Here is a 24249-nt window from a genome sequence, read left to right on the forward strand (position 1 = left end):
TGAGATTTTAGTGCCATACGCGCCTGAGACGTTTGACGGTATCATCCGAAAACTTATGCAAACTGGCTTGGAGCCATCGTTTCTTTCTTCGAAGCTCATTAGCTCTGCAGATGCTTGCAGGTTCGACCAGGTGCAAAAAGGATCTCTCAACGAGACCCCAACGGTTGTAGATAAATCAATCGAAGCTGTAAGCCGAGTATTTGGATGGGGCAAAGATCAACTTCTGTCCGCACAACCGTTGTCGGTGCCAGCATTGGCTGGTGCACAGGCTCGATTCAAGATGCCCGCACGCCGAAACGCGGACCAAACCACTTTGTATGCAGCTTATGCATTTTATCTTGCACGTTTGGTCCTTCAAGCAACTCCCAAAGGCCCGTTGAACCCAGTTCCTGATGAGCCGGATGCATTTTTGGAACTCTACCACGCAAGCTACCAAGAGCTCGACTTTCGAAATCTTTTGAACTTCTGTTGGGACTTGGGAATCCCGATCATGCCACTTAGCGACGGTGGTCAGTTTCATGGTGCATGCTGGCGGATGGAAGGTCGAAACGTAGTTGTTATGAAGCAAAGGACGCCACATACAGGCCGATGGCTCTTCGATTTGCTTCATGAGCTCTACCATGTGTCGCAAAGGCCTGAGGAAACGGATTTCTTAGTTTTGGAGGCTGCGGAAACTTCTGTTGAACGTCGCGAATCCGACGAAGAGATACGAGCAAGCCAATTTGCCGGCGAGGTTGCGTTGCGGGGGCAGGCGGAAAACCTGACCCAAGTAGTAATCAATCAAAGCAATGGGGACATAAGACGGGTAAAGTCGTTGGTTTCTCAAGTCGCTGAAGCACATGATATCGATGTTGGGCTCTTTGCAAACTACCTGGCATTCCGCCTTCAGATGCAAGGCATAAACTGGTGGGGAGCCGCAGCAAATCTTCAACGCAGTAGTGAAGACCCATGGGAAATAGCACGAGACGTATTTTGTGAAAGATTTTCGTTCGAAGGGATAGATGCCACTGACCAGTCAATTCTAGATCGCGCGTTGGAAAGGACGTAGGATGAAACCATTAGGAAAGTTAGAACCCCTCAAAATCAGCTGTATAGATAGTGATTGCGAGAATGATTTGCATTGCTTCAAGGCCACACGACAGATGTCGGACGAGGAAAGAGGAAGCTGCCGTTCTTGCGGGGTCGAGTTAGTAGATTGGCCACGCCTGCATCAGCGATCAATCGACGACGCAGACTTCACGTTTGCTGCGCTCCGGAACGAGAAAATCCGCCATCACTTTTTCCATACACAGATCGATCAACATGCCCTGAACTACGCCAAACGTAAAGGTTGGGGCCTTCTTCGCGAAGCTATCGAGAACAGAGTCTGGAAAAGTATTGCAAAGTCGGGCAACCCACGAGACGGGCAGCAAACGCCATTTCATGGAAACCCGATCTACTACGCGCAGCACGCAACCGCCACATGCTGCCGTACCTGTCTAAATTATTGGCATAATATCTCCAAAGAGCACGATCTGACAGATGAAGAGGTGGAGTACTGCTCTGATCTTATCGAACTCTGTCTGCGGGATCGGCTAAACGACATTACCGATGAGCCCCAGAAGGTTCCGCCGATCCGGAAAAAGGCTCAATAGGAGAAGTATTCGATGGAACGCGGCGTTATCGATACGGCGGCCACGTCGGACCACTTGCGCAGTAGGTCCATCGAGATTGAGTCTAGAAGCATTCTTGTATCTAAGCTCAGCGGTTCAGATCAAGAACCCGACCTCAGTGCGCCAACAAACTGTGATGGTTTTGGTCGTGTCCGCCATTTCAGGACGGACACCTCCGACGGTTGGCCTTCCAATCCGCTACCCATAGTGCCTGCAGCTCATGCATTCGGCTTACCGCTAGCGACCAAAACATTGGAAGCGCAAGTCTTTCAGAATGCAGCATGTCCGTGGCGGTGCTGGTATTGTTTTGTGCCGTATCCTCTGCTGAGCGCAAATCCAAAACACTCGGAATGGCTAAGCGTTCCAAGGCTGCTGGACCTCTATGAGACGGAAGGACCTGACGCTCCAAGGCTCATTGATTTATCAGGTGGCTCGCCAGACCTGATCCCAGAGTGGTCTATTTGGATGATGGAGGAGTTGGAAGCGCGAGGGTTGGAGCAAACAACGTTTCTCTGGTCAGATGATAATCTGAGCACCAACTATCTTTTCGAGAAGCTGACGACTGCACAACTAGAGGAGATGGCGCGCTATAAAAACTACGGAAGGGTCTGTTGCTTCAAGGGTATCGATGAAGCGTCATTCAAGTTCAACACGAATGCCCATGGCGAAGGGTATGACTTTCAGTTCAGCGTTATGGACCGACTACTCGACCTCGGATTGGACACTTATGGCTACATCACCGTCACAGACGCCAGTTCTGAGAACTTAGCGTCGCGAATGAGCACTTTTTTCGACCGGCTTCAAGACCTGCACCCCAACTTGCCTCTCAGAGTGATACCCCTGCAAATCGGGGTTTATGGCCCAGTTGGACCGAGGATGAATGATGATTTTGAACGAAGCCTGGCCATCCAAGAGGAGTCTATTTCGTTTTGGAACGAAGAAATTGCGAAGCGTTTTACTCAAGAAGACCGTTCACGGCCAATCCATGAAGTTGAGCTGCGGGGTAGGGCAGGATGAAGCATTTCTCAATAGAGAGCCTATCGTTCGATGAAAAAGTTGATCTCTCGGTTATGCAATGCATTTCCCGAGGAGCCTCGGAATTCACTGACATATTGGCATCAATGCCCGGTGTCTATCCAACCGCGGCGCTTGGGTCGATACGGCGGCTCGCTAAACGAGGGCACATCAATGCCTCTAATGCAGCAAAGTTAGTCAAGCAGGCCAAGCACCAGCCACGGCAGAGCACCAGCTATAACGTTTTACCCCCACCACATCCTTTGAACTATGAATGGCGGTTTGACAAAGACACTTCTCGTAGTCTCTTGATGAGGGCGTTTGGGGTCTGCGCAAGTTCGTCTGACTGCACCTTGCTGCTAGGTACTCCAACACTGGCATTGGCCGCCATGGACATGAACATCGCGGGACATGCAACATTTCTTGGAGAAAAAAATGCGATAACAAGCTCAATTTCACAGATGAGCCGGGTTAGAAATCAAGCGCTCGAAACAATCGATAGCCTAAGCCAATCTAGCGTTCGTGAGTTCCGAAGTGTGGTCTTGGACCCTCCTTGGTATGACGAGTGCATACTCGAGATGTTGCCGCTCGCAGCAAAGGCATGCACCCAAGGTGGTCATGTCTTCCTAGTTGCCGCTCCGTTAGGCGCCAGACGCTCCTCAATCACACACAGAAAAAGCCTGCTTCAGCTCGCGCATCGTTGTGGATTGTCGCTGGTTTCAGAGGCGCAAAGCTTTGCTAGATACCAGACGCCATTCTTTGAAGCGAATGCACTAAAGGCGGCCGGTTTGGCCCTGCCGGGAGACTGGAGGTCCGCTGATCTACTCGCCTTCAAAAAATCGGTTGTTTGGCAGCATGACGTACCCTCACCAGTACCTGTTGAACGTGCATGGGTGGAAGTAGGTATCGGTCGTATGCGTGTGTTTGTTGACCTTTCTCGATATGATGCTCCTTGCCAGACAATTCAACTTCAAAGCATCATCCCAGGCGACGTACTACCCACGGTGAGCAGAAGGGATGCACGTCGGGCAAAAGCTAACGTTTGGACCTCAGGAAACCGGGTTTTTCGTTGTAATAGACCCCATGAGCTTGTTGCGGCGCTTCAGGGTGACTTCCTGTCCTGTCTTGGCGATGACAGATCTGACCCATGTCGTCATTCTAGCGTCGCAAAATTCCAACATTACGCTAAGTTGAAGTGTTATCTTGAGAGCTTGTCAGCTATTGAGCGAGGTGAAGAGAGACAGCATTTCGGAGATGGATTTGGACCGCAGCGCACTAATATACGGCGAGCTAGAAGAGCGGTTGCGGAACCACTCTTTCTGGGGGCCACTCCTGTCCGAGATCCGTCGTGGCGCAAGACCTGCTAGCCTTCATGTTGCGATTTTTTCTGAGCCGTTTTTGCAACATGTGATAGAAGGAAGAAAGACGGTCGACACCCGGTTGTCGACAGTTCGATGTGCTCCGTTTGGGCAGGTCATGAGAGGTGATCTCGTGCTTGTAAAGGAAACTGGCGGTCCAATCACCGCACTCACATATGTCGCTGATAGCGAATTTTTCTCTGTTGCCCATCATTCATTAGAAGATATGAGGGCAGACCATGGTTCAAAGATCTTAGCCGATGACGACTTTTGGGTCTCTAAGAAAGATGCTCGGTACGCGTCCCTGATCCATATGGAGCAGACGGTTGATTTTGTACCGATTTCCTTTGCGAAGAGCGATCGAAGAGGGTGGGTTTCGCTTAACGACGACCAAATGGAGTTCGCGTTTTGAGTCAGGTAGTAGTGATAGCGTTTTCAGGAAAAATCGGGAGTGGGAAGAGCGCTGTCTCAAAGCTGGTCGCAAGCCACCTCAAATTTGAGAGAATTAGCTTCGGGGACTACGTTCGAGCATCCGTTTCTGCGAAAGGTGGTGATCCTCTGTCACGCAAAGACCTTCAGGACGAAGGACAAAGGCAGGTGGAAGCTGATCCCAAATCATTTCTGAGCAGCACCCTCATATTTCACAATTGGGATTCGAACTCAAATGTCGTTGTCGACGGCCTAAGGCACACTTCCGTTCTTTCCGCTATGAGACACCACTTCAAAGGTCAACTTTTTCATATCCATTTGGAAGTAGTCGATACTCTGGCGACCGAAAGGGCCCTGGAGAGAGGTGATGAACTAAGCAGCTTGGAAGGAGCTCTGGAACACATTGTTGAGACTGATGTCGGCAATGACCTAAAGCTCGCTGCAGACTTAGTGCTGGACGCGGAGGAGCCAATCGAGGCCTTGGTTGCTGCATGTATCTCGGCGACGAAGACACCGCAACGATAGTGGAACCCGCTTGTCGGTACCAAAGAATCTATTCAGATATTGCCGGCCAAAGTCTTTTGTAGGGGGCTGCACCTCAGTATCTTTGACTGTAACAAGTTGACGTGCTCCCCTGTGAGTCCGCGTTTTTCAGTTAGCTCCTGTTTAGGGTTTGGTCCTCTCTTGACCGTTGGTGATACTCCCACGGAGTGAGCCCGTCGAGGCTCGAGTGCGGGCGGTGGTGATTGTAGTCGGCGCGCCATGCCGCAATCATGCGGCAGGCATGGCGCAGTGACGGGAACAGGTGTTCGTTCAGGCATTCCTCCCGCATCCGCCCGTTGAAGCTCTCGACCAAGCCGTTCTGCATTGGCTTACCCGGCGCGATGTAGTGCCAGCCGACTTGGCGGTCTTCCTGCCATTTCAGCATCGCATTTGACGTCAGCTCCGTGCCGTTGTCCGAGACCACTATGCACGGGTAACCGCGTAACTCGGCGATGCGATCCAACTCACGAGCGACACGCGCACCTCCAATTGATGTATCCACGACAGCGGCCAGGCATTCACGGCTGAAGTCGTCGATCACATTCAATACCCGGAACCGGCGCCCGTCCTCCAATGCGTCCGACATGAAGTCGAGCGACCATCTCTGGTTTGGGCCTTGCGGAATCGCCATGGGTGCCCGGGTGCCGACTGCGCGCTTGCGTCCGCCCCGTTTACGAACGGTTAACCCTTCTTCGCGGTAGAGCCGATACAGCTTCTTCCAGTTCACTTCCCAGCCTCCGCGTTTCAGCAATATGTGCAGCCGCCTATAGCCGAACCGACGCCGTTCAGATGCCAACTCTTTCATCCTGGTGCGCAACGCGGTGTCTGCCGGACGCTTCGACGTCCGGCGATACACACGCGGATCGATCCCTGCCAGCGCGCAGGCGCGTCTCTGATTGTAGCCCTTGGTCTTCATGGCCCAGTTCACAGCATTCCTCCTTGAACCAGGCCTCAGAAGTTTTTTCCGAGCATTTCCTTGAGCGTCGCCACATCCATCATCTGCTCGGCCAGCATCTTCTTCAGTTTGGCGTTCTCAGATTCCAGCGTTTTCAGCCGCCGCGCATCAGACACTTCCATGCCGCCATACTTGGATCGCCACTTGTAAAAGGTCGCGTCGCTGATCCCGTGCTTGCGGCAAAGCTCCTTCGCGCCAAGCCCAGCCTGATGCTCCTTCAAGATGCAAATGATCTGTTCTTCGCTGAAACGGCTTCTCTTCATCGTATGTCTCCTCAGTTGGAGAACAGGCTAACCTCAAATCGAGGACTTTTCAGGGGAGCACGTCAAAGTGTCTGAAATGGGCCGTCACCTAATGAACGCTATTGCCACACCGAGTGCACCCAACAAAACAGATGCCAGCGCTAACCATGCCGGAACATGAACCGCTGGGTCACGGCTATTCAAAAGCCAAAATATTTTGCTAAACCAATAAACTTCTTCGATCAAAAACTGTAATTCGGCACCCTTCTCCACCCCAAGAGCTTTTCTGATGTCGTAGGGCATGAAGATTGCGGTATCATCATCGTGGCCAAGAACTAGTACACGTTCGAATTTTCTGTTCTCGAGGTTCGTTAGTCGTGCAATGCCATAGCGCGGAATGTCGGACCGGTACTTAACACTCAATCGTACCAGTAATCGACCAGAGTCGTTGGTTGGCAGCACTTTCACTGGTAGTTTCGTCATCACTCACATTCCAATTCATGTCGGTGTGTTCACGTAACATGCAAAGTCTGCTTTGGGGAAGCTGCATTGCCGCGATGAGATCCGAGATGGACGGCAGCAATGGGCCGTCAGCGTGTCCCAACAACCAGGACCTCTGAGACGCCGCGTTTACCGCTGTCGCGTCCTAGCTGAACAATGACATCTATCGACCGTCGGATGTAGCTCTGTACCTCGGCGAAGGTCAAAGGTGTCCCGGCCTGCAAGACCATAATCGCCAACCGGTCTATCGCAAGCTCAGCGGTTTCGGCGTGGATTGTTGTCACCGATCCGCCGTGACCCGTGTTGATGGCTTCCAGATATGTCAGCGCTTCAGCACCGCGCAACTCGCCCACAACGATGCGATCCGGGCGCATGCGCAAACTCGCCTGTAGCAGAGCACTTGTTGACCGCTGAGATGTCGGAACACGCTCAGACAACAGGCAAACAGTGTTTGGCTGACCAGGGAAAAGCTCGAAGGCGTCTTCAATGGTGATGAGCCTCTCGTCGTCCGGAACCGATTTCAGCAGATGCCTTGCGAATGTGGTTTTGCCGGTGGACGTCCCGCCGCTGACCAAAAGATTCAAGCGATGGCGGACGAGGGAAGACAAGGCTCTGGAGAGGTCGCTCTTTGCAATTTCCTCGACTTCTAAGAGTCTCGATTGCCGCCGATCATCGAGCGAGACCGGCTCCCCGAACAGATACTCAGGATCGAAGGTTGTCTGGCCACCAACGCCAAATAGCCGAATGGAGATCGCCGCGCCGTGTTCTACTGCTGGTGGCACAACAACCTGGATGCGTAGCGGGCGCTCAAGGTAGTCGATCTTACCTGAAACTAAAGGCGACTTCTGCGACACTCGCGCGCGCGCATCACCAACCAATGTGGCAGCCAGATTTGCTGCTGCGGCCACCTCGACAGTGCGGTCAATTCTCTCCATGGCGTGTGCACCTTGGCGTTCGATCCAGACATTACCATCCGGGTTGATCGCCAACTCAATGATGTCGTCCTTCAGGATCAAATCGCGATAGGGTTCTAGGTATTGCTCGAGATACGAGGAGGGGAGGGACGCTTCGCTCAATAGATCACAACGTCCCTATCGACCAGTACGGTTACCATGGCCCCCTGATCGACGTAGATGGTTGGCGAGATCGAGACCTGATCGGCGATCACCGAACTTGTCGCGTCTTCGAGATCATTGCCGACCTCCTCCAGAACCTCGCGGGTCACTTCGTCTTCCGTGGAATTGGCGGCGACTGTGGGGGCCGCGCCGATAATCGATATCAGAGCAGCTCCTCCAAAGCGTTCGTCGAACTTCGTATCCACCAAACCGGTCAGGCCGGAGCGTCCGAGTCGATCACCCCCGACTGAGGCGATCTGCATGGATGTACCGTCCGGCGTGAGGACGCGCGTCCATAGAATGAGGATGCGCTTCTGGTTCACTTCCACACCAGATCGATATTGCCCGAACAACCGCGAGCCTCGCGGGATCAGTACTGCGTCGCCGGAGAACGCGTAGACAGGTTCCGCGACGACCGCGACAACGTTTCCGGGCAGATCACTGTTGATGGCCGTTTGCAGTGCCGCCTGTATGACGGACCCTTGCGCGAGAGTGCGTTCGGGTCGCTCCATCTGCGCCGCCTCATCGATTTCAAGCGGCCGCGCCGCGCCTCTTAGATAGGCTTCGTTTTCATTCAGTGGGATATCTGCGCCTGGCGCGCCGTTCTGCAGGCCGCTGGCGTTTGGTGTCGAGACCGATGATCCTGTCGAATAGACTACGGCAGGAGACTGGATCTGGGCCCTCAATAGTTGTTCGGCCTGCTGTTCGGCTTCTCGGCGCTTTTGCTCCTCTTCCTGTCTGCGACGTTCCTCTAAAAGCTGTTGGTCGCGGATCAGGGCGTCATTGGCGCGTTCCGCTTCAAGGGCTTCGCGTTGCGCGCGTTCTGCCTCCAGAAGACTCTGAAGAGAGTTCAGCCGGGTCTCGCTGTCGCGTTCCAGGGCCGCGAGTTGTTCATCTCGATCTGCGACAGCGGCTTCGAGGGCTTGTGCTTGATCTGCGAAGGCACTGCGCAGTTCGGTAACGGCTGACTGAATCTCGGCGTTTCGCTCGGCTTGAGTAACGGCGAGTGCTTCGCGAAGCTCAGCCAGTTCGGCGAGGATTTCTACGCTTGGCTCAGCCGCGGGCGGGATCAGCTCGGGGGCCTCAAGGGCTTCTTCCACAGCGATAAGGGCATCGTTCACGCGCTGGTCCGCTTCATCGGCAGGAAATTCCAGCCGACCACCATTTGAGATACCGTCATTCTGAAACGGCTCGACATCCGAAGTCTCTAGTTGGTCTGGATCTGCTTGCCAGTCAGTCGCCAGGAAATACGCAACGCCCGCACCGGCGAGGCCGAGAGCGAGCGCCAGGGCAGTGACACCGAATCCCGATCTGGGTTTGGAGCGTTTTGCCTTGCTGAATGTATCCAGCCGGTTCTTCAGGTTGGGATCATCCGACATGGGTTCAGTTGCTCACGTATATCGCGGAGGTGTCTCGGTAGATGCAGAGCGCTTCTTCACCCAGCCGCAGTGTCCAGAAGTCGTTGACACCGGAGACGCGGACGGTGTTGCCGTTCTGGGTCCAATTGACCGTGCGCTCGCGACCGCGGTTGTCAGCCTTGAAGATCGCGGGTTGCCGTCCGCTTTCGGGAAAACTGAAGTAGGTGAACCGACCGTCGTCGTAGACCGTGGCCGGGCGAAAGTCGCCTTCGCCGGCGATCTTGTAGTTGTAGTTGCGCGGCGCCTCGAACCCTTTGGGCCGTGCGTTCGTCAGTGTGGCAAGGCGCTCTTCGCCCAGGTAGCGGAACCGCACTTCGAAGAACATGCCCGTGCGACCTGGAATCGAGCCTTCCCGGAGATGGAATGCATAGCTGCGACGGTTGGTGATCACGGTCATGTTGGTCGAGGCATTTTGGACATGCGGCTTGATCGTCAGCACATTGCCAAGCTCGGGGATTGGATCGACCTGAAAACTTTCGGTGTCTCCCACGATCACAGCTTCGAACCGCTCCCCGTCGCCAAACTGGATCGTGGTCGAGTGCCGCAGATCCGTCTCGATACGGAACACCTGTTGCTCGTCGTAGACCGCATACCGTATGCGGATATCTTTCGGCCCACCCTGAGGCGTCGCTTCCGAAAGCACTTGAGAAGGTGCAAGAGCCAAAAGCAAACAGGGCAGGGCGGTGCGCAGCTTCATCACTCAGTTCTCCAACGTTTCGGCGTCGACACGATAAGACGTGACGACAAACCCGAGCGGGTTGGCCCAGACCTGCTGCAACCGCTGACGGGTTTCCGGGCGAAACTCGTAGCGCAGCGTGGCGACGTAGGGCCGTGTCACAGTCCTGTTGTCACGCGGTTTTCGAAGTGTCTTCGTGAACCGCACCTGCGCCACCCCGGGTTCGACCTGGTTCACAGACCGAATGACCACGTCGATCTTCGCGTCCCGTCCATAGACCGAGATCGGATAGTCAGGATTGGTCGAAGACCAAAGATCGCGAAGCGTGCGCGCGGCGTCTTCGTCGGATCTTTGAAGGACCGAATTGATCCGTTCTTCACCGTCGGTCAGGTCGTAGGTTTCGCGATCATCCACGTAGGCGACCAGATTGGCCTGAATGATCGCATCACTTTCGTCGAGGCTGAGCGCCTCGACAGCGGCAACACGGTCCATTTCGCCGGTTTCCTTGTCGACGACGACCACGAAGGTCTCGACCGTCTTGAGCGGGAACAAAGCAACGGCTCCCACGAAACCGACCAAACCGATGATCACACCAGCAGCGGCGACAAAGTAGGCAAAACGCTCGCGCCTGCGTGGCCCAAAGATGAAGTCGGCCTCGAAAGCGTCCTGATCGAACTCCGCGCGGGTCATGTCTTGCGAAAGGATTTTGTCAGCGCGAGCGCGGCTGCAGGCGTCCAACGGATCAATTCGTTGCTCTTCGTGGCCGCACCGCTCACTTCGCGTCGTAGCTCGTACGGCGTTCTGCCGGTCAAGATGCGTCCTGCACCACCCGCGCCATACTCTCCAGCGTTGACCACGCCGCGTCGCGCCAATCCCGTCAGGCCGATCGCATTCGAGGCGATGCCCATGACACCTGTGAGGTTGGATGCGATGAACGGGACGGCGGCCATCACGCCAGCTGAAAGGAGCAAGATCACGAGGAACGGCAGGATCAGGCTGACCGTTTCGACGTTGTCCGGGTCGGCGGAGGCGTCGCCAATAGACTCAGCGATGGCGACGATGATCCCGGCGGCTCCGGCAGCGGCCACAGGCATCAAGGCATAGCCGATGGTTGCCCGTGTCCAGGCTTCGAAAAGCGATTGGGTCGGTTTGAAGAGCGACGTCAGGATCATGAACGGCGCGATGACGATCATCAGTGTGAAAACGATACGCGCGTAGGCGATGATCCCGGCGGTGACGGCTGCGAAGATGGCGGACAGAACGAAGAAAATCGCCCCGAGCACTGCGCCAAACACCCAGCCCGCACGGTCGCCGATGGCGTCACCATAGGCGGTGATCCGGTTCACCATGCTGTCGAGGCTTTCGTAGACCCCTGCTTCGTCACCGGTGTCGGTCAGGTCTAGTATTGCTGCCCCGATGCTATCTGGCACATCGACCGCAATGCGGTACACGACGGAAAAGTTGTCCCAGCTTTGGGCAAAAATAGAAATCAGGGACAGTTTGAGCCCAAAGGCAAATGCGCTGCCAAAGGTCATCGGACGCAGCTGCATGACAACTGATATGCCGAGTATAATCAGCAAGACTATTCCGCCAACCGACAGAACATCACCAACAACGGCAGCGCCATCTGCAAAACCGGACTCGGCCACAGTGTCGATAGCTTCATCGACCTGTTCGAGTATGTCTCGTATGATACCCATCAGGAAGAACAGGCCGCGTCCCGTTCAGCCAATAGCTTATCAGCGTGTTCCCTTAGTTCCGAAGTGTCGAAAGGGCGTTTGGGATCGTCCGAGACGCGATATTCCTCCCCTGCCTCCAAGACCTCATCCCACTCAATCTCTGTAAGAAGGCAGTCACAGGAGCCAGTCTCTCTCCATGCTTCAGCGGCCATGATGCGCAAAATCGCGCGGTAGCCGTTGCGGATATATGCGCTTTCCGCGAGGTCCTTTGGCGGCCGCGGAGCCTTGCATTCTGTTTGGTCTTCGGTCGGTTGCGCCATGGTTTCGAACCCGCCCTGGGAGGTTTGAGCGCTCAATGTCAGCGGCATGCAGACCAGCGCAAACGCGGTCAGAAGAATGGGGGTCAATTGGATCATTTCGGCACCTCCATGGAGCGGAATTTTCGCTCCTCGGCGAGGGTTGCGGCATCAACAACACCCAACTGCCCGCCATTGACGCCGGCGGCCGCTTCCAAACGCCAGATCTGCGTGAGGATGATGCCGAGCTCGGCAGTCACGCGCGTGTTGAGATCGACCGCGGCTTTCAGACCGCCTTGGTCGTCGATCAACCCCACCATGGTCTCAAGACGGCCAAGGCTTTCCCCGGCTTCGACATGGCTTTCCTGAGCGGCAACCGACAGCATGGCGCTGGACCCGGCTTGCGTCGCGATCCGATTGTCTGCGGGCTCATCGCTGGTCGCCAGGGATGTCAGGCGCTCTTGGGTGAACCCGCTGCCGGACAGAACCCGTTCAACGGCAGCATCCAGCTCCGCCCCCGGTCGAAAGCCGCTCAGAAAGTCACCGCTCGAAATGGCTTCAGCTGTCGCGAGTGGTGCTGTCAGCTTGCCGCGGACCCTCTCGAACTCTTCGACGGTCGCGAAAAGCTGGCCCAATTCATTGCCATCGATGAGAGAGGCCAGTTGCCCCTCGAGGTTCAGAAGCTGGCTCAATTGCGTTTCCAACTCCTGCCGCATCGTCGCGAGCTGTTGCAGCTGGACATTCAGGTCCTCCGCCATGTGTTCGAGCTGTAAGACCAATTGTCGAAGGTTCGAATTGTCGAATGTCGGGACACCCTGGGCATCGGCTTGATCTGCGGGCGTGACGGCGAGAAGCGTGGCGAAGGCGGTGCCGAAGGTCTTTCCTTTCATCGGATGACTCCCATGCGCATGAAGTCGCGCTCAGAGAGCCGGTCCGCAGCCAGATGTTGGCCATGGGCTGCCTCGCGCTGACGGTTGGAAGCCATCAGACGAACGCGAAGGTTGAGGATGCGGCCGATTTCGGCCTTGGCGTAGGTGTTGAGCTCGAAGGCCCGTTTGATATCCGGCGTCTCGTCGATCTGCCGGATGATCGCGGCGAGCCTATTGATGACTTGCTCGGTCGTGGCGTGGCTATCGGCGGCGTAGTAAACACTGGCTTCTGAGATGCTGCTGTACTCCGCAAGCGCCATGTCCGACGGCGAGAGCGTGCCGAGCGCATCCGCCCCACCAATAACGGCGAGGTATTCGTTGTAGAACCGCGAGATATTCCGGACATAGCCCTGGGTTTCGGCAAAGGGTGGCACGCCGCCATATTCATGGACCCGGCCCGGTCCGGCATTATAGGCGGCAAGTGCATACGGGATGTTTCCGAAGGTGTTGAGTTGCGTCGTGATGTACCGCGCGCCGCCGCGGAGGTTGTCCATCACATCGTAGCGGTCCACACCCATATCTGACGCCGTTCCCGGCATGAGCTGTGTCAGGCCGTAGGCGCCCACGGGGCTTTGCGCGGTGACGCTGAACCGGCTTTCCTGTTTGATCAGCGCCTGGAAAAGGCAGCGCCACTGGGTGGCCGAAAGACCGGCCCGCCGCACACCCGCTGATCCGGCATATTCATCGGCCACCCGCACAATCATCATCTCGACGGTCTCGCGTCCCTCCCCGAAGAGGCGGCTGTCCATGGGATGATTGGTGGCAACGGGGTAGACATCGCCCGCAGGGAAGTCCGCGTTTCCTTCCAGCGCGCGAATGTCGAGCCCCGGGCCGGTGAGCGCGGCTGACATCGCCTCCAGCACCCGAAGCTGATCGGATTGAACCGATGAGAGCGTTTCGCCCGTGTTCAGTTGGTCGCGCTGTGCCTCCATATCGTCCCCCAGTTTCGAGAGGATGGTGAAAAGCTGCCCAAGCCCTGCGTTGTCTTGCGTCGGCACACCTTGCGCTTGGGCGAGGGGCGTCGAGCAGACCAGAATGGCAATGAGAGAGGCCGCTGGTTTCATGGGCCGCGCCCGATCGCTTCGAAGTCGCAGTCCTTGGTGCCTTGCGCTGCAAAGGAGAGTACCTCTGTGCTGGCCCGGCTCACGGCAGGCGCGCCGTCGCGACCAAAGCACGGCGAGGTGGCATCGGTGTAGCGTTCACAGGCGGTGAGTATGGCCGCCAGAAAGATCAGAGCTAATCGCATAGCTGCCTCCAGAATTCAGGAGAGCTGCGCCAATTGTTGCCAAGCTGCGCCTCAGCGGATCGACCTCCCCCCAAAATGGTAAGAAGCGGCCCAAGCGCGGAGAGGTCAGCATCGACAAAGACGCTGTCGCCCGCGGATCGCACCAGCGCGATGCGCTGGCCTGCCGTGGGTCTTGTCAACAGCTCGGCTTCCTTTTCGTTTACGCGCAGGAAGTCGTAGTCAGCAGGGGTGGCCCGCTCGTTGGGGAACAGGATTTGCGTCGATACCGTCTCGATGATGGTCTTGCCAACCCGAGCCTCTCGCAATTGACTGGGGTATTGGGTCATCATCACGACGACGCAGTTCATCTTGCGGAGGGTGACGAGCCAGTTCTCGAGCCTCGCCGCGAAATAGGGATCGTCGAGAAGCTTCCAGGCTTCGTCCAGAACAATCACTGTCGGTCGGCGATCTTCCACGATCCGCTCGATCCGGCGCAGGATGTAGGACAGGACGGCCATGCGTTCGGTCGACATGTCGAGGATCTCGGTCATGTCGAATCCGACAATGTCGCCGTCCATGTGCATGGCATCGTTTTCCTGCGGCATACCGAAGACCCAGCCATAACGACCGCCCGGTGCCCATTCCCCAACACGCGCCTGCAACTCGCCATCGTCGTCGAGCGATTGGAACAAGGTCTGGAACGAGACAAACCGTTGCAGCGAGGGGCCGGCATCCGCATTTTGCGACACCGCGCTCTGAATGTGCCGAGACTGCTCTCCGGACAGATCGCCCGCCCGCGCCAGAAGCGTCGCCAGCCATTCCGACAGCCAGGCCCGTCCGCGTTCATCCGTCTCTGTCTGCAGCGGGTTGAGGCCCGTCGGGATACCGGCAAGGATCGTATTGTAGTGACCGCCCAGGGCGCGCACCGCCATCTCGAGCCCGCGATCCTTGTCGAAGAAAAACAGCCGCGCGGCGACCCGCTGTGCTTGGGCGGCGAGAAAGGCGGTCGTGAGGGTTTTGCCGCTGCCCGTGCGACCCAGAACAAGCGTATGGCCAACGGTCGGTTCGCGCTCGGGCGACCCGGGTTCGTGGAAATTGAGGCCGTAGGCACAGGTGCCCGTCGTCGGGAAGACTGTCACGCGCGCTCCCCACGGCGTCTCTCGATCCGAACGTCCTTCGACGCATCCATGCAGCGCTGAGAAATCCGCAAAGTTGATCGTGGAGATCGGTGTCTTTCTAGCACGGTAGCCATAGTTACCGGGAGCCTGCCCAAAATAGGTCGCCTTGAGAGCCATATTCTCTCGTACGATCACGGCCATGATTTCCTGCCCCAGACGTTTGATCTCGGCTGCGGCCTGTTCGAGCGTCGGTTGATCGGGCGCGTAGACGGCGATGGACAGGTGATGATCGCCGAACGCAATGCGCCCGGCTTCCTGATCATCGGCCGCTTCCATGAGCTGATCCCGCAAGGAGACTGCCGCGTCATCGGCCGCACGCATCTGCCGAACGATCCGTTGAATCCGTTCTGCCATGATGTTTGTGGGGATCGGCGTGAAGGAATTGGTCAGCACGATATCAAGCGGAAGGTCGAGACCGTCAAACAGAGAGACATCCGTAAGCGCGGGATAGCTCTTGATGCTGAAGAGAGCCCCATACCGTGTCTCGCCCGTCGTGCCACATGTGATCCGAGCCGTATCTCCGTCAAAAGTTGCTCGGCAGGACCCAAGCGCGTAGCCTAGGGGCAGGGGGGCGTTTGGTCGCGCAATCGGGGCGTATTGGCCGGTGAGCAGCGTCGCAAGAAACCCGAGCCATTCGCCGGTGGTGTTGTCGAGACGAACGGGTTTTGCAGGTGCAAGCGCAGTCTCGAAAAACCCGGCCACTTCATCGAGTTCCCGCGCGCGACCCGCGCGGTCTTTCATCCAGGTTCGCTTGGCAAAAGCGTTGAACAGTGGGACCCGTGCCCCGATCTCCGGACGTCGCAATATGCTGAGATAGAGTTGCGGCTTTTTGGGCGCGAGTTGCGCGATGTAATCTTGCCAGCGTCGGTCGATCTCCGCTGCAAAGCCGTCGCCTTGTACAGGACGCATCGCGAGCTTCTGAGGGACAAATATGCGATGGACATAGAAGCCGTAGAGATTGCCCGTTTGCGCGATGACCGCCGCGACCGCGCGTTTCATAGCATCGAGATCGACGTCCGGTGTCGTCGGTGCCGCAAGTCCCTCGAGGCGGAGCGTGGCCATCAGATCGCCCTCCCGCAAGACCATGACGTCGGGTTCGGCGAAGGCGATGTAGGGCAAATGCTCGGCGAGATGGCTTTCGCGTGCCAGGGCGGTGCCGCTGGTTTCAATGACCGCCGGGCTGGGCTTTGCGTATTTCATCCCGTCAAGCGCCATAGCTGTCTCCGCCGTGAAGCGCTCGATTGCGCGTGCCGCGCACCGTGCCGTAGGAGACGCGCAGGACTTCGAAGAAATGCGGCTCCTTGTCCGCAACAAACCAGAGGACGGGATAGGCGAGCGCGCCGACCAGAAAGAAGACCGGTGACTTCGTCCAGATAAAGGGCAGGACCACGCCAAGCGTGAGCACGACGAGATATCCGACCGGCAAGCCGAGATATTTCGGTGGGCGGGCCAACCCGAGAAAGAGAGGGGATCGCATGGCCATCAGGTAAACCCGTCAACGATGGTGCCCGCGGAGAAGATCAGGACGATCCCGATCACCACGGAGGCGAACCATCCCCAGTTGAGCCGCCCCATCATGCACATGAAGCCGGTGCCGATGACGGCGAGCGTCGCGACCGCGATGCCGATTGGGCCGGTGAGCGCCGCTTCGATTGTCTCGAGCATTGTCTGGATGGGCGAGAGGTCCTGGGCGAGGGCAGGGGAGGCCCATAAGGCCAGAAGGCCAATGATTGGAGGTAGGTATCCTGGAGGCAATCTTCGCATCGGTTTCCCTCGTTTCAGGTCTTACTTCAGGTCGAGCACGACGACGGGACGCGTGGCGTCGCGCATCGTCGGTCCGGTCAGGTCTTGCGTGGCTGCGCCGGAAAGGCGCGCTCGGATGCGATGCACCCGGGCGATGTAGTCGCGTGTTTCCGTGAAGGGCGGCACGCCCCCGTATTCTACGACGCGATGCGGACCGGCGTTGTAGGCCGCCAGCGCAAGGTCGATGTCGTTGAAGGATGCCAGCTGCGCCAAAAGGTACCGTGCTGACCCGTCGAGGTTCTGCGCGATATCGGTTCTGTCTACGCCAAGGTCGTGTGCGGTGGCGGCCATGAGTTGGCCGAGACCATAAGCGCCTTTGTCACTGATGGCGTCAGGGCGATAAGCGCTTTCAGCTTCGATCAAGGCGCGGAACAGAGCCAGCCAGTCATCGGAGCTGATCTCGAGTGCTCGAAGGGCTCGGTTGCGTTCATGTCTTGAAGCTGTCGCATGAATGGCCGCCAGCACATCCGACGGGGCCATGGTTGCAAAGCTTTGCGAGTGTGTGGGCGGGGGGTTCTTGTCTACCTGGCCGTGAACCGTCCAGCCGTCAGTTGTTCTGACGCTTCCGTCCGCTCCGAAGATCATCGCCTCCGCCAGGAGCGTCGAAGGGGATAGAGTAGTCGCTGTCAAAACACAGAGTGCGACCATCGCCGAACTCGTGGTGATGTTTGAAGAGGCCGGGCCAGATGTTGAAGAGGCGGGGTTCTGGTCCGTAGGGTCCGAACCGTGTCGAGACCAGGATCGCCTCGGGCTCTCCTTCGCGCAGGTAGACACACTGATAGCGGGGCTTCCCATCGTCCGTGAACTCGACAAGCTCGTACCGACAGCGGAAGTCGACTCCCGACCCGATGAGGTCCTTCACCCCATCAATAGTAATCAAGATTTGGTCTCTTGCGATCGGCACCGGACTCCCCCACTGGGAGTCCTTCTACTATCGGCAGCATTCCGCAGAAAGCCATCACTCTGCAATATATAATATTGCGCAATACGTATTTTGAGCGAGAATTGGCCTAATCACTTCAGGAGGCCGATATGAAACACACCCGCCTTGCGTCACTGGCTTTGGCAGCCGGGCTGACGGTCGACGCCCAGCAAGCCCATGCCTACGATATGGATTGCGCCATCATGCTCTGTATGGCCGGTGGGTTTCCATCGAGTGCTGTGTGTTCCGCCGCCTATGCCGAAATGATCCGGCGGATTACGCCCTGGCCGAGCCGGCCACCCTTTGGGGTCTGCACCTATGCTGCCGTTCCGGTCGCTTTGGGTGGACCGGGTGGAGAGGATGCTCTCGATATTTCGACAGCGGACTACGAATGGCTACGCCGAACGCGCGTGCTTTGGTGGCGCGGTCGATCTTATGAGCCGCGCGATGAGCCACGTCAGTGGGACTGGTCCATCAGATCCTGCGATCATGAAAACAAGAACTGTCATTACATCGTGCGCGTCTATGGCTCACATTCGCCTTGGCCGGCTTCGTTCGCGTCGGAAAACGGCCAGGACATCCCGACACCCGGTTCGGGTGGGCTTTGGGCCTTCTACAGCAGGGCCGTCATGATGGAGTATGGCGATTACGACGGCGCCATGGATTACACCGATTGGGTCAGATACTGAGGCTTCGTTCGGTAACTACAGGTATTCAATATCGGCACGGGCTTGCGCCGCCAGTTTCGACAGGCCATGCCGGGTCAGGTCGAGCAGGAACTTGGACGGCGTCATCGGCGGGTTTTCATACCTTTTTCTCACGCGGCGGAGTGCACGTGCGCCGCCGGATGGATACAGGTCGTAGGTATTGGCGAGCATGTCATCCGCGCCGAGCGTTTCGACGCCATAGTCGTCGAGAATTTCGCTTGGGAAGTCTCGATGGTTTTCTGTCACAATAACCTGTGCCGAGCATCGGATCGCTGCCGCGAGAACGTGTCTGTCGTCCGGGTCCGGCAGGTCCAGACCAGCAATCAAGGGCTGGTATCCGGTCACGAAGCATTCTTCGAAGGTCTCTCTGATCGCGGCTTCCTGCTGGCGAATGCTCTCTTCGAGATGTGGTTTGAGCGCGATCAGGTTGCGTGTCCATTCGTCGAGAATCTCATCGGTGACCCTGGCCCGAAACAGGCCTTCTTGTGTGAACGTCAAGAGGACGTCCCGAACCCGGAACGGAAACAGGACGTTGGCATCGAGGACAACCACGAAGGGGTTGGCCACAAAGCTCATGCGTTGTCGAACTCCTGACCCAATCGCGCAAGGTCGCGCATCGCCTGCTCCTGGCGCCGCTCTTTCTCTTCCCGGTATTGCATGAGCGCCGTCAGAGGCACGCGCCGGTGCTTGCCGACCTCTTCAAATCGGATCTTCCCCTCCTTGAGCAACTTCGTGAGATGAGGGCGGGACACGTTCAGCATGTCGGCGGCCTCTTGGGTTGTGAGCATGGTGCCGACCGGAACGAGCGTGACCATGTTGCCATTGCTCACATGGCCGAGCAGTTCGATGATCAGTTTTCCAACCTCTGGCGCGATGGAGACCGGATCTCCGTTCTCTCCCGAGACTTTCAAGCCTCCGTCCAGTTCCATAGCCACGGCGATGGCTGTCGCAGCATGCGCGGCACTGTCGATTTCTTCTGGGGTCGGCGGGCGCTCCATAAGCCCGCTCTGGGCTGGTCTTTCCGCGGTATCGGCCATGGTTTTTCTCCTCGATTCACCCCTTAGATGTACCCAGGGAGTCACGCATGCAATAGAAATAAACGGAATAAGTGAAATAAGTGTAACGATTTCGATAGACAGGTCGCGCCATCGAGTGTAAACAAAACAGGAACAGAATCGCCTTACGGAGTAGTATCATGGGCAAGAACACGAAACGCACCTCGCGCAAAGTCGCATCGCAGGCAGCGGCCACGCTAAGCGACCCGAACGCCTCCGCAACCGCCAAGAGCCTAGCGGCATCGGCGCTGGCGCAGTCCGGGACTGGTAAACAGACGGGGGCGGCGATGGAGGACAAAGCCTCCAAGGTCCTGCAAAGCGAAAAGTACAGCAGTGACACGAAATCGTTGGCAGGAACGGTTCTCTCGCAATCGAACAAGGCGCGCTAGACTAGGCGGGTCCGGATCTATCGAGATCGATATCTCTTTCGATGATATTGACTACGCAAATCTCCTCGGGCCTTACGAGCCAGACCCGCGTGCGGTCGCCGGTGTTCCAGAGATGCTCTTGCCAGACGACAAGTTCTGACCCGTTCACGATTGCTACGCCTTCGCGCACGGGCACGCCTTTGAGCGGACGATCATCCACCCGCCATCCCGGAGCAGGGTGTCGTCCGGCCTCCTAGCTGCGGGGTTTGAGAAGTTCCGAAGGATCGATGTTCAGAGCTTGGGCGATCTTTTCGAGCGTTGTCAGCGAAGCGGAATACTTGGCGTTTTCGATCTTGCCGACATAGCCGCGGTTCACACTTGCACGATGCGCCAATTCCTCCTGGCTGATGCCCTTGGCGCGCCGGGCATCTTGAAGATTCAGACCTACTCGTTCCTTCAAATTCATGACCGAAGCTCGGCCATGATGTGGCGTATTTAACCACGCAATATACTATACATTCGACGATGAAGCGGCTGATACTGTGTGATTTTCTGTTTCTAAAGGTGTCGATCAAGCTCGCCATTTGATTGAATAAGATAGCATGGTGACTTCATGCAGCGAGGCGGAGTGGTCCTGTTGGGCAGAGTTTTGCCCATCGTCGCGGCTGAGGCAGGGGTGCGTCGCAATGTGAACTCTCGCTGAAGTGCACTTCCTGATATGTCGTTTTACTCCAATCGGTTCTGGATCTCCATCAGCTTGGTTTCGAAGATCTCCGCCGGGGTGTGGTAGCCGAGGCATTTGCGCGGCGTAGAATTGAGGCGATGGCAAATCGACCTCAAATATCGATTTGTCAGCGCTGTCGGTGTGGTTGATCTGGGGAGGTACTTCCGTAGCCTGTTGTTCGTGTTCTCGACCGTGCCTTTCTGGTAAGGCGCTTGCGGATCACAAAACCATGCATCCGCGCCGATCCCGGCCTTGAGATGTTTCCAGGCCGAGAACTCGGTGCCGCGGTCGAAGGTGATCGATTGACGCGCATCAGCGGGCAGGGGGGCCAGGCCTTGGATCAACGCCTCCATGATCGGTTTGGATTGGCGATCCTCGTTGCGCATGACGACAGCATAGCGGCTGACACGCTCGACCAGGGACGTGACATTCACCTTCCCATGCTCTTTGCGGAACATCATCAAATCGCATTCCCAGTGGCCGAACTCAGCGCGTTCAGAGATACGCTCGGGTCTATGGGACAGGCTTTGCGTGTCGAAGATGCGGGTTCTGTTTTGCCTACGGTAACCACGCGGCCTTCGGCGACGGCGATGCTCGGGCAGGTGCCGGTAGAACTGCTCCTCGCGACCGTCCTTGGAGTAAGCGAAACGATAGATTGTCTCGTGACTGACGCGGATCGGATGTCGTTCTAGGGTAGTGTCAAAGATCTTTCGCACTTTTGATTTTCACGCGACGACGGCTCCTTGGGTTTGATCCGCGAATAGCGGGGTCATGTTCATGTACTTGCGGGTCGACCAATGTGTCCCTGCGATGTGGCGCAGGCGCGCCGCGGCCAGGTTCAGGCAGGACTTTCCATCCGGGAATGCGCCAACGACGCGTGTGCGTCGTCTGATCTCACGCATGATCCGTTCGAGTGGGTTGTTGGTCCTGAGCTTGATCCAATGGCTGTCGGGGAAGCCGTAGTACGCCAGCGTCTCGTGGCCGTGCTTTTCGAGCAGTTCGGCGGCCTTGGCCAGCTTCATGGCGCGCAGATCGGCGATCACCGCCTGCATCTTCTCAGCCGCGGCCTTGCGGTCCTCCTGGGCGTGGATGGCTTTCAGCATCTTCGACACGTCCCGTACCTTGCCAGAAGGCACGAGGCCGAAGACGTTCCGGTAAAAGTGCACCACGCAGCGTTGCCACCGGGCGTCCGACAGAAACTCGGCAGCACTCTCCACGAGCCCGCGGCAGGCGTCAGAGACGACGAGTTGCACGCCTGACAGGCCGCGATCCACGAGGTGCCGCAGGAATGCCGACCAGCCCGACTTGTCTTCCTTAGGGCCTTCCATGATGCCCAGAATCTCCCGATAGCCGTCCGTGGTGACGCCGATAGCCACCAGAAGAGAGACGTTGCGCACCTCGCCCGCCCATGAGCGCTTCATCACGATGCCATCCAAGAAGACGTACGGGTGATCCCCCTCGATCGGCCGGTGCCGCCATTCGTCTATCTTGGCGTAAATCTTCTTGTTGAGATTGCTCACTGTGCCCGGGCTGACACGCGTGCCCCAGAGCGCCTCGGTGATGTCCTCGACGCGGCGGACTGAAACGCCGGCGAGATACATCTCGATCATGGCCTCTTCCACGCTGCTCTCGCGGCGTTTATACCGCTCGATGATGGCCGTCTCGAAGGTCTGCTTGCGCAGCTTCGGCATCTTCAGCTTCACCGGTCCGGCCTTCGTGTCCAGCGACCGCTCGTAGCTACCGGCGCGGGTGTCTTTGCGACCCTCGTTCCGCTCATACTTGCTCGCGCCGCACAAACGGTCGGCTTCCGCATCAAACATCGCGTTCAAGGCCTCCTCGACGGTGCCGCGCACCATCTCCCCAAGGTGATCGCGAATGCGCGCCTCGTCGATCTGTATCACTTGCCCAATCGGTTTGGGCTTCTCATTCTCATCCATTCTTTGCTCCTCTCGGACAGTGTGAAAGGAGCCGTCATCACGGTCAATTGTGCGAAAAACTCTTTACGTTATCCGTTCTAGCCGCATGCGTCCCGCTATCTGTTCAGGAGACCATCCGGCCTTCAGTCGATCTTCGATGGCTTCCTTCAGTTCTGGATGCACGATCATCTTCCGATGGATCGCACGGCGCGCCTCATATTTGTTCTGAGCGACAAGCGCGTGATAGCCGTTCAGCTCCGGCAATTCGGTGTCCGTGTACTGGTTCCGTTTGATATCGCGGTAGATGGTTGAAGCGTCACGGCCCAACCGATCTGCTATCTCGGCAATTGGCATTTTGGCCCCAAGCCAGCTAGCCAGCTTGCGGCGTTCATCCAGTCTCAGGTGAGAGTAGTGGGTTCCCATTCTTCGTACTCCATGCAACGTTCTGTTTTAATACAGAATTTGCACTTCGTTTGTGAATCCACCGCTACAGTGTTCTGAGTCCGATAAGGTTTATTATGTTCATTCTAATTTAAATGCACTGTTCTGGACTACGTCTACCGTCGCACATCAAACGGCAACTCTGGCACCCGAAGCACAGGCCCGCAAACTGCGGATTGTAACGCTATGGTCTCCGACTGAGCCAGTCAAACTCAGTGTCACCGACACAGTTAATGATCCTCCATAATCTGATTTTGGTATTTGTCGCCGCAGTGCCATACGCTTCTCTATCGAGCACTGAAAGCGTAATTGCGTATGAAGGATACTCAAAGGATATTGCATGTAGAGACCACCGATTGACGGTCACACAGATCAATTTTTCAATAGAAGAACAATCGAAGGTGAACGGGTAGAGAAATCCGGTATGAGGTTCATACTCAATAGTTGCGGTTGCATCAGTCATTGTGAGTGTTGCCATCAACTGTGGGCCACCTCGTTCCTGAAGCTCCAACCGACAAACCGTGTCGGCAAGCAATGGCCCAGCACTAGCTACAAGTGCAAAGATCAGAATGCTAGTTTTTGTCACACCCAAGATCTTTCCTTTTTGCGAAATTCTTGCATCGCCATTTACCTTGCGCCTCATTGAAGCAGAGCCATAGTCTGCATTTACCTGACTCGTCATGTTTCAAAGTCTTGCCACGATTATTCCAAGCAGTTCGAGGCCTCGGTGACGTGGTTAGATTTCTGGCGTTTTCTGACACCCCATACATTTGCGAAGGTCAGCCTTAAAAAGTGCATCGTCAACGCCATGTTCTTTGCTGGCGTCTTCGACCGTGTGAAAAGAACTCACCATGCAACCGACGCACAACATTTTATACTTAATGAAAACTGGAATTGTTTGCGGCCATTGCGTCATCAGCGCGCATAGCGAGAGATCATTCAGGTCGTCACATTTGGGCCTTTGCATATCAGCCTCACGAGTGCCTAAACTTTCATCCTAACGGAATCGGTCGCAGCGTCTTTGCGCTAGCACAAACTCGCTGTCACAAGCATATTTCAAACCTTAGCTCGGAAGATGCGGGTGTTCCCGCCGTAGCTTTAGC

29 protein-coding genes and 2 pseudogenes are annotated in these 24249 nt (G+C 56.7%); 7 read left to right on the top strand and 24 right to left on the bottom strand.

Annotated elements, in window-relative coordinates:
* The 5 genes from MUB52_RS18860 to MUB52_RS18880 form a co-directional block, all read left to right on the top strand.
* Window positions 1–1048: hypothetical protein (locus tag MUB52_RS18860; RefSeq protein WP_263845710.1), on the top strand; the 1048-nt coding region annotated here is incomplete at its 5' end.
* A 1-nt stretch (window position 1049) separates the two neighbouring features.
* Complete coding sequence (locus tag MUB52_RS18865; RefSeq protein ID WP_263845711.1) at window positions 1050–1634, top strand: DUF4186 domain-containing protein; 585 nt, start codon at window positions 1050–1052, stop codon at window positions 1632–1634.
* A 12-nt stretch (window positions 1635–1646) separates the two neighbouring features.
* Window positions 1647–2669, top strand: coding sequence for a hypothetical protein (locus MUB52_RS18870; RefSeq protein WP_263845712.1), 1023 nt, complete (start codon window positions 1647–1649; stop codon window positions 2667–2669).
* Window positions 2670–3920: 1251 nt separating this feature from the next.
* The gene (locus MUB52_RS18875; protein ID WP_263845713.1) at window positions 3921–4436 is read left to right on the top strand and encodes a hypothetical protein; all 516 of its coding nucleotides are present in this window, start codon (window positions 3921–3923) and stop codon (window positions 4434–4436) included.
* On the top strand, window positions 4433–4978 hold the full coding sequence (locus MUB52_RS18880) for an AAA family ATPase (protein WP_263845714.1): 546 nt from the start codon (window positions 4433–4435) through the stop codon (window positions 4976–4978). Before MUB52_RS18875 ends, MUB52_RS18880 begins: the two co-directional genes overlap by 4 nt.
* A 130-nt stretch (window positions 4979–5108) precedes the next feature.
* On the opposite strand, the gene MUB52_RS18885 is transcribed toward MUB52_RS18880, so the two are convergent.
* The 16 genes from MUB52_RS18885 to MUB52_RS18960 form a co-directional block, all read right to left on the bottom strand.
* Window positions 5109–6214 (bottom strand): IS3 family transposase gene (locus MUB52_RS18885; RefSeq protein WP_263845715.1). Its coding sequence is split into 2 segments (ribosomal slippage): window positions 5109–5959 and window positions 5959–6214, totalling 1107 coding nucleotides; the frame shifts between segments, so codons are not numbered across the junction.
* 84 nt (window positions 6215–6298) lie between these two features.
* Window positions 6299–6676, bottom strand: coding sequence for a hypothetical protein (locus MUB52_RS18890; RefSeq protein ID WP_263845716.1), 378 nt, complete (start codon window positions 6674–6676; stop codon window positions 6299–6301).
* Window positions 6677–6783: 107 nt separating this feature from the next.
* Entirely contained in the window at window positions 6784–7770 is a 987-nt protein-coding gene (locus tag MUB52_RS18895; RefSeq protein ID WP_263845717.1) for an ATPase, T2SS/T4P/T4SS family, read from the bottom strand.
* Window positions 7767–9188: a TrbI/VirB10 family protein gene (locus MUB52_RS18900; RefSeq protein WP_263845718.1), complete on the bottom strand. Its 1422-nt coding sequence runs from the start codon at window positions 9186–9188 to the stop codon at window positions 7767–7769. Before MUB52_RS18900 ends, MUB52_RS18895 begins: the two co-directional genes overlap by 4 nt.
* 4 nt (window positions 9189–9192) lie before the next feature.
* Window positions 9193–9924 carry a TrbG/VirB9 family P-type conjugative transfer protein gene (locus MUB52_RS18905; RefSeq protein ID WP_263845719.1) on the bottom strand — a complete coding sequence of 244 codons (732 nt, stop codon included), beginning with the start codon at window positions 9922–9924 and terminating at the stop codon, window positions 9193–9195.
* Window positions 9925–9927: 3 nt separating this feature from the next.
* A complete protein-coding gene (locus tag MUB52_RS18910; RefSeq protein WP_263845720.1) occupies window positions 9928–10593 on the bottom strand; it encodes a virB8 family protein in 666 nt (221 codons plus the stop codon).
* Window positions 10590–11603 (bottom strand): type IV secretion system protein, encoded by a 1014-nt coding sequence (locus MUB52_RS18915; protein ID WP_318527444.1) that lies wholly within the window; start codon window positions 11601–11603, stop codon window positions 10590–10592. The genes MUB52_RS18910 and MUB52_RS18915 overlap by 4 nt, the downstream gene beginning before the upstream one ends.
* On the bottom strand, window positions 11603–11998 hold the full coding sequence (locus tag MUB52_RS18920; RefSeq protein ID WP_263845722.1) for a hypothetical protein: 396 nt from the start codon (window positions 11996–11998) through the stop codon (window positions 11603–11605). Before MUB52_RS18920 ends, MUB52_RS18915 begins: the two co-directional genes overlap by 1 nt.
* Entirely contained in the window at window positions 11995–12768 is a 774-nt protein-coding gene (locus MUB52_RS18925; RefSeq protein WP_263845723.1) for a type IV secretion system protein, read from the bottom strand. Before MUB52_RS18925 ends, MUB52_RS18920 begins: the two co-directional genes overlap by 4 nt.
* On the bottom strand, window positions 12765–13871 hold the full coding sequence (locus MUB52_RS18930) for a lytic transglycosylase domain-containing protein (RefSeq protein WP_318527445.1): 1107 nt from the start codon (window positions 13869–13871) through the stop codon (window positions 12765–12767). Before MUB52_RS18930 ends, MUB52_RS18925 begins: the two co-directional genes overlap by 4 nt.
* Window positions 13868–14053 (bottom strand): hypothetical protein, encoded by a 186-nt coding sequence (locus MUB52_RS18935; protein ID WP_263845724.1) that lies wholly within the window; start codon window positions 14051–14053, stop codon window positions 13868–13870. The genes MUB52_RS18930 and MUB52_RS18935 overlap by 4 nt, the downstream gene beginning before the upstream one ends.
* A complete protein-coding gene (locus MUB52_RS18940) occupies window positions 14044–16425 on the bottom strand; it encodes a VirB4 family type IV secretion/conjugal transfer ATPase (RefSeq protein ID WP_404818251.1) in 2382 nt (793 codons plus the stop codon). The genes MUB52_RS18935 and MUB52_RS18940 overlap by 10 nt, the downstream gene beginning before the upstream one ends.
* Window positions 16415–16693: a type IV secretion system protein VirB3 gene (locus tag MUB52_RS18945; protein ID WP_013959852.1), complete on the bottom strand. Its 279-nt coding sequence runs from the start codon at window positions 16691–16693 to the stop codon at window positions 16415–16417. Before MUB52_RS18945 ends, MUB52_RS18940 begins: the two co-directional genes overlap by 11 nt.
* Entirely contained in the window at window positions 16693–16974 is a 282-nt protein-coding gene (locus tag MUB52_RS18950) for a TrbC/VirB2 family protein (RefSeq protein WP_013959853.1), read from the bottom strand. Before MUB52_RS18950 ends, MUB52_RS18945 begins: the two co-directional genes overlap by 1 nt.
* A gap of 21 nt (window positions 16975–16995) precedes the next feature.
* Complete coding sequence (locus MUB52_RS18955; RefSeq protein ID WP_263845725.1) at window positions 16996–17493, bottom strand: lytic transglycosylase domain-containing protein; 498 nt, start codon at window positions 17491–17493, stop codon at window positions 16996–16998.
* Between the two features lie 67 nt (window positions 17494–17560).
* Complete coding sequence (locus MUB52_RS18960) at window positions 17561–17917, bottom strand: hypothetical protein (protein WP_318527446.1); 357 nt, start codon at window positions 17915–17917, stop codon at window positions 17561–17563.
* A 128-nt stretch (window positions 17918–18045) separates the two neighbouring features.
* On the opposite strand from MUB52_RS18960, the gene MUB52_RS18965 reads away from it, so the two are divergent.
* On the top strand, window positions 18046–18624 hold the full coding sequence (locus tag MUB52_RS18965) for a hypothetical protein (protein WP_263845726.1): 579 nt from the start codon (window positions 18046–18048) through the stop codon (window positions 18622–18624).
* A gap of 15 nt (window positions 18625–18639) precedes the next feature.
* On the opposite strand, the gene MUB52_RS18970 is transcribed toward MUB52_RS18965, so the two are convergent.
* The gene (locus tag MUB52_RS18970) at window positions 18640–19218 is read right to left on the bottom strand and encodes a PIN domain-containing protein (protein WP_263845727.1); all 579 of its coding nucleotides are present in this window, start codon (window positions 19216–19218) and stop codon (window positions 18640–18642) included.
* Window positions 19215–19679 carry a helix-turn-helix domain-containing protein gene (locus MUB52_RS18975; RefSeq protein ID WP_072779850.1) on the bottom strand — a complete coding sequence of 155 codons (465 nt, stop codon included), beginning with the start codon at window positions 19677–19679 and terminating at the stop codon, window positions 19215–19217. The genes MUB52_RS18970 and MUB52_RS18975 overlap by 4 nt, the downstream gene beginning before the upstream one ends.
* Window positions 19680–19837: 158 nt before the next feature.
* Between MUB52_RS18975 and MUB52_RS18980 the strand changes: the two genes are divergently transcribed.
* Window positions 19838–20086: a hypothetical protein gene (locus tag MUB52_RS18980; RefSeq protein WP_263845728.1), complete on the top strand. Its 249-nt coding sequence runs from the start codon at window positions 19838–19840 to the stop codon at window positions 20084–20086.
* A gap of 232 nt (window positions 20087–20318) precedes the next feature.
* Here the strand turns inward: MUB52_RS18980 and MUB52_RS18985 are convergent, their stop codons facing one another.
* The 6 genes and pseudogenes from MUB52_RS18985 to MUB52_RS19010 all read right to left on the bottom strand — a co-directional run bounded on the left by MUB52_RS18985 (window position 20319) and on the right by MUB52_RS19010 (window position 24113).
* Window positions 20319–20531 carry a helix-turn-helix domain-containing protein gene (locus MUB52_RS18985; RefSeq protein WP_044025801.1) on the bottom strand — a complete coding sequence of 71 codons (213 nt, stop codon included), beginning with the start codon at window positions 20529–20531 and terminating at the stop codon, window positions 20319–20321.
* A gap of 260 nt (window positions 20532–20791) precedes the next feature.
* Window positions 20792–21481 (bottom strand): annotated as a pseudogene (locus tag MUB52_RS18990) (IS30 family transposase); the annotation flags it as partial.
* Between the two features lie 33 nt (window positions 21482–21514).
* Window positions 21515–22726: an IS256 family transposase gene (locus MUB52_RS18995; protein ID WP_263845729.1), complete on the bottom strand. Its 1212-nt coding sequence runs from the start codon at window positions 22724–22726 to the stop codon at window positions 21515–21517.
* Window positions 22727–22798: 72 nt separating this feature from the next.
* Window positions 22799–23128 (bottom strand): annotated as a pseudogene (locus MUB52_RS19000) (transposase); the annotation flags it as partial.
* A 202-nt stretch (window positions 23129–23330) separates the two neighbouring features.
* On the bottom strand, window positions 23331–23828 hold the full coding sequence (locus tag MUB52_RS19005; protein ID WP_263845730.1) for a hypothetical protein: 498 nt from the start codon (window positions 23826–23828) through the stop codon (window positions 23331–23333).
* A 54-nt stretch (window positions 23829–23882) separates the two neighbouring features.
* On the bottom strand, window positions 23883–24113 hold the full coding sequence (locus tag MUB52_RS19010; RefSeq protein ID WP_093994224.1) for a DUF1858 domain-containing protein: 231 nt from the start codon (window positions 24111–24113) through the stop codon (window positions 23883–23885).
* Between the last annotated feature and the right edge of the window lie 136 nt (window positions 24114–24249).

Source organism: Roseobacter sinensis, assembly GCF_025755255.1.
In the GTDB taxonomy this organism is placed as follows: domain Bacteria; phylum Pseudomonadota; class Alphaproteobacteria; order Rhodobacterales; family Rhodobacteraceae; genus Roseobacter; species Roseobacter sinensis.

Coding starts and splice junctions, on each gene's coding strand:
- MUB52_RS18915 (WP_318527444.1), bottom strand. CDS start 11,603: ATGGGTATCATACGAGACATACTCGAACAGGTCGATGAAGCTATCGAC.
- MUB52_RS18905 (WP_263845719.1), bottom strand. CDS start 9,924: ATGAAGCTGCGCACCGCCCTGCCCTGTTTGCTTTTGGCTCTTGCACCT.
- MUB52_RS18925 (WP_263845723.1), bottom strand. CDS start 12,768: ATGAAAGGAAAGACCTTCGGCACCGCCTTCGCCACGCTTCTCGCCGTC.
- MUB52_RS18920 (WP_263845722.1), bottom strand. CDS start 11,998: ATGATCCAATTGACCCCCATTCTTCTGACCGCGTTTGCGCTGGTCTGC.
- MUB52_RS19010 (WP_093994224.1), bottom strand. CDS start 24,113: ATGCAAAGGCCCAAATGTGACGACCTGAATGATCTCTCGCTATGCGCG.
- MUB52_RS18970 (WP_263845727.1), bottom strand. CDS start 19,218: ATGAGCTTTGTGGCCAACCCCTTCGTGGTTGTCCTCGATGCCAACGTC.
- MUB52_RS18890 (WP_263845716.1), bottom strand. CDS start 6,676: ATGACGAAACTACCAGTGAAAGTGCTGCCAACCAACGACTCTGGTCGA.
- MUB52_RS18865 (WP_263845711.1), top strand. CDS start 1,050: ATGAAACCATTAGGAAAGTTAGAACCCCTCAAAATCAGCTGTATAGAT.
- MUB52_RS18930 (WP_318527445.1), bottom strand. CDS start 13,871: ATGAAACCAGCGGCCTCTCTCATTGCCATTCTGGTCTGCTCGACGCCC.
- MUB52_RS18940 (WP_404818251.1), bottom strand. CDS start 16,425: ATGGCGCTTGACGGGATGAAATACGCAAAGCCCAGCCCGGCGGTCATT.
- MUB52_RS18980 (WP_263845728.1), top strand. CDS start 19,838: ATGGGCAAGAACACGAAACGCACCTCGCGCAAAGTCGCATCGCAGGCA.
- MUB52_RS18870 (WP_263845712.1), top strand. CDS start 1,647: ATGGAACGCGGCGTTATCGATACGGCGGCCACGTCGGACCACTTGCGC.
- MUB52_RS18875 (WP_263845713.1), top strand. CDS start 3,921: ATGGATTTGGACCGCAGCGCACTAATATACGGCGAGCTAGAAGAGCGG.
- MUB52_RS18955 (WP_263845725.1), bottom strand. CDS start 17,493: ATGGCCCCGTCGGATGTGCTGGCGGCCATTCATGCGACAGCTTCAAGA.
- MUB52_RS18950 (WP_013959853.1), bottom strand. CDS start 16,974: ATGCGAAGATTGCCTCCAGGATACCTACCTCCAATCATTGGCCTTCTG.
- MUB52_RS18975 (WP_072779850.1), bottom strand. CDS start 19,679: ATGGCCGATACCGCGGAAAGACCAGCCCAGAGCGGGCTTATGGAGCGC.
- MUB52_RS18910 (WP_263845720.1), bottom strand. CDS start 10,593: ATGACCCGCGCGGAGTTCGATCAGGACGCTTTCGAGGCCGACTTCATC.
- MUB52_RS18965 (WP_263845726.1), top strand. CDS start 18,046: ATGAAACACACCCGCCTTGCGTCACTGGCTTTGGCAGCCGGGCTGACG.
- MUB52_RS19005 (WP_263845730.1), bottom strand. CDS start 23,828: ATGACGAGTCAGGTAAATGCAGACTATGGCTCTGCTTCAATGAGGCGC.
- MUB52_RS18985 (WP_044025801.1), bottom strand. CDS start 20,531: ATGAATTTGAAGGAACGAGTAGGTCTGAATCTTCAAGATGCCCGGCGC.
- MUB52_RS18945 (WP_013959852.1), bottom strand. CDS start 16,693: ATGGCCATGCGATCCCCTCTCTTTCTCGGGTTGGCCCGCCCACCGAAA.
- MUB52_RS18935 (WP_263845724.1), bottom strand. CDS start 14,053: ATGCGATTAGCTCTGATCTTTCTGGCGGCCATACTCACCGCCTGTGAA.
- MUB52_RS18995 (WP_263845729.1), bottom strand. CDS start 22,726: ATGGATGAGAATGAGAAGCCCAAACCGATTGGGCAAGTGATACAGATC.
- MUB52_RS18900 (WP_263845718.1), bottom strand. CDS start 9,188: ATGTCGGATGATCCCAACCTGAAGAACCGGCTGGATACATTCAGCAAG.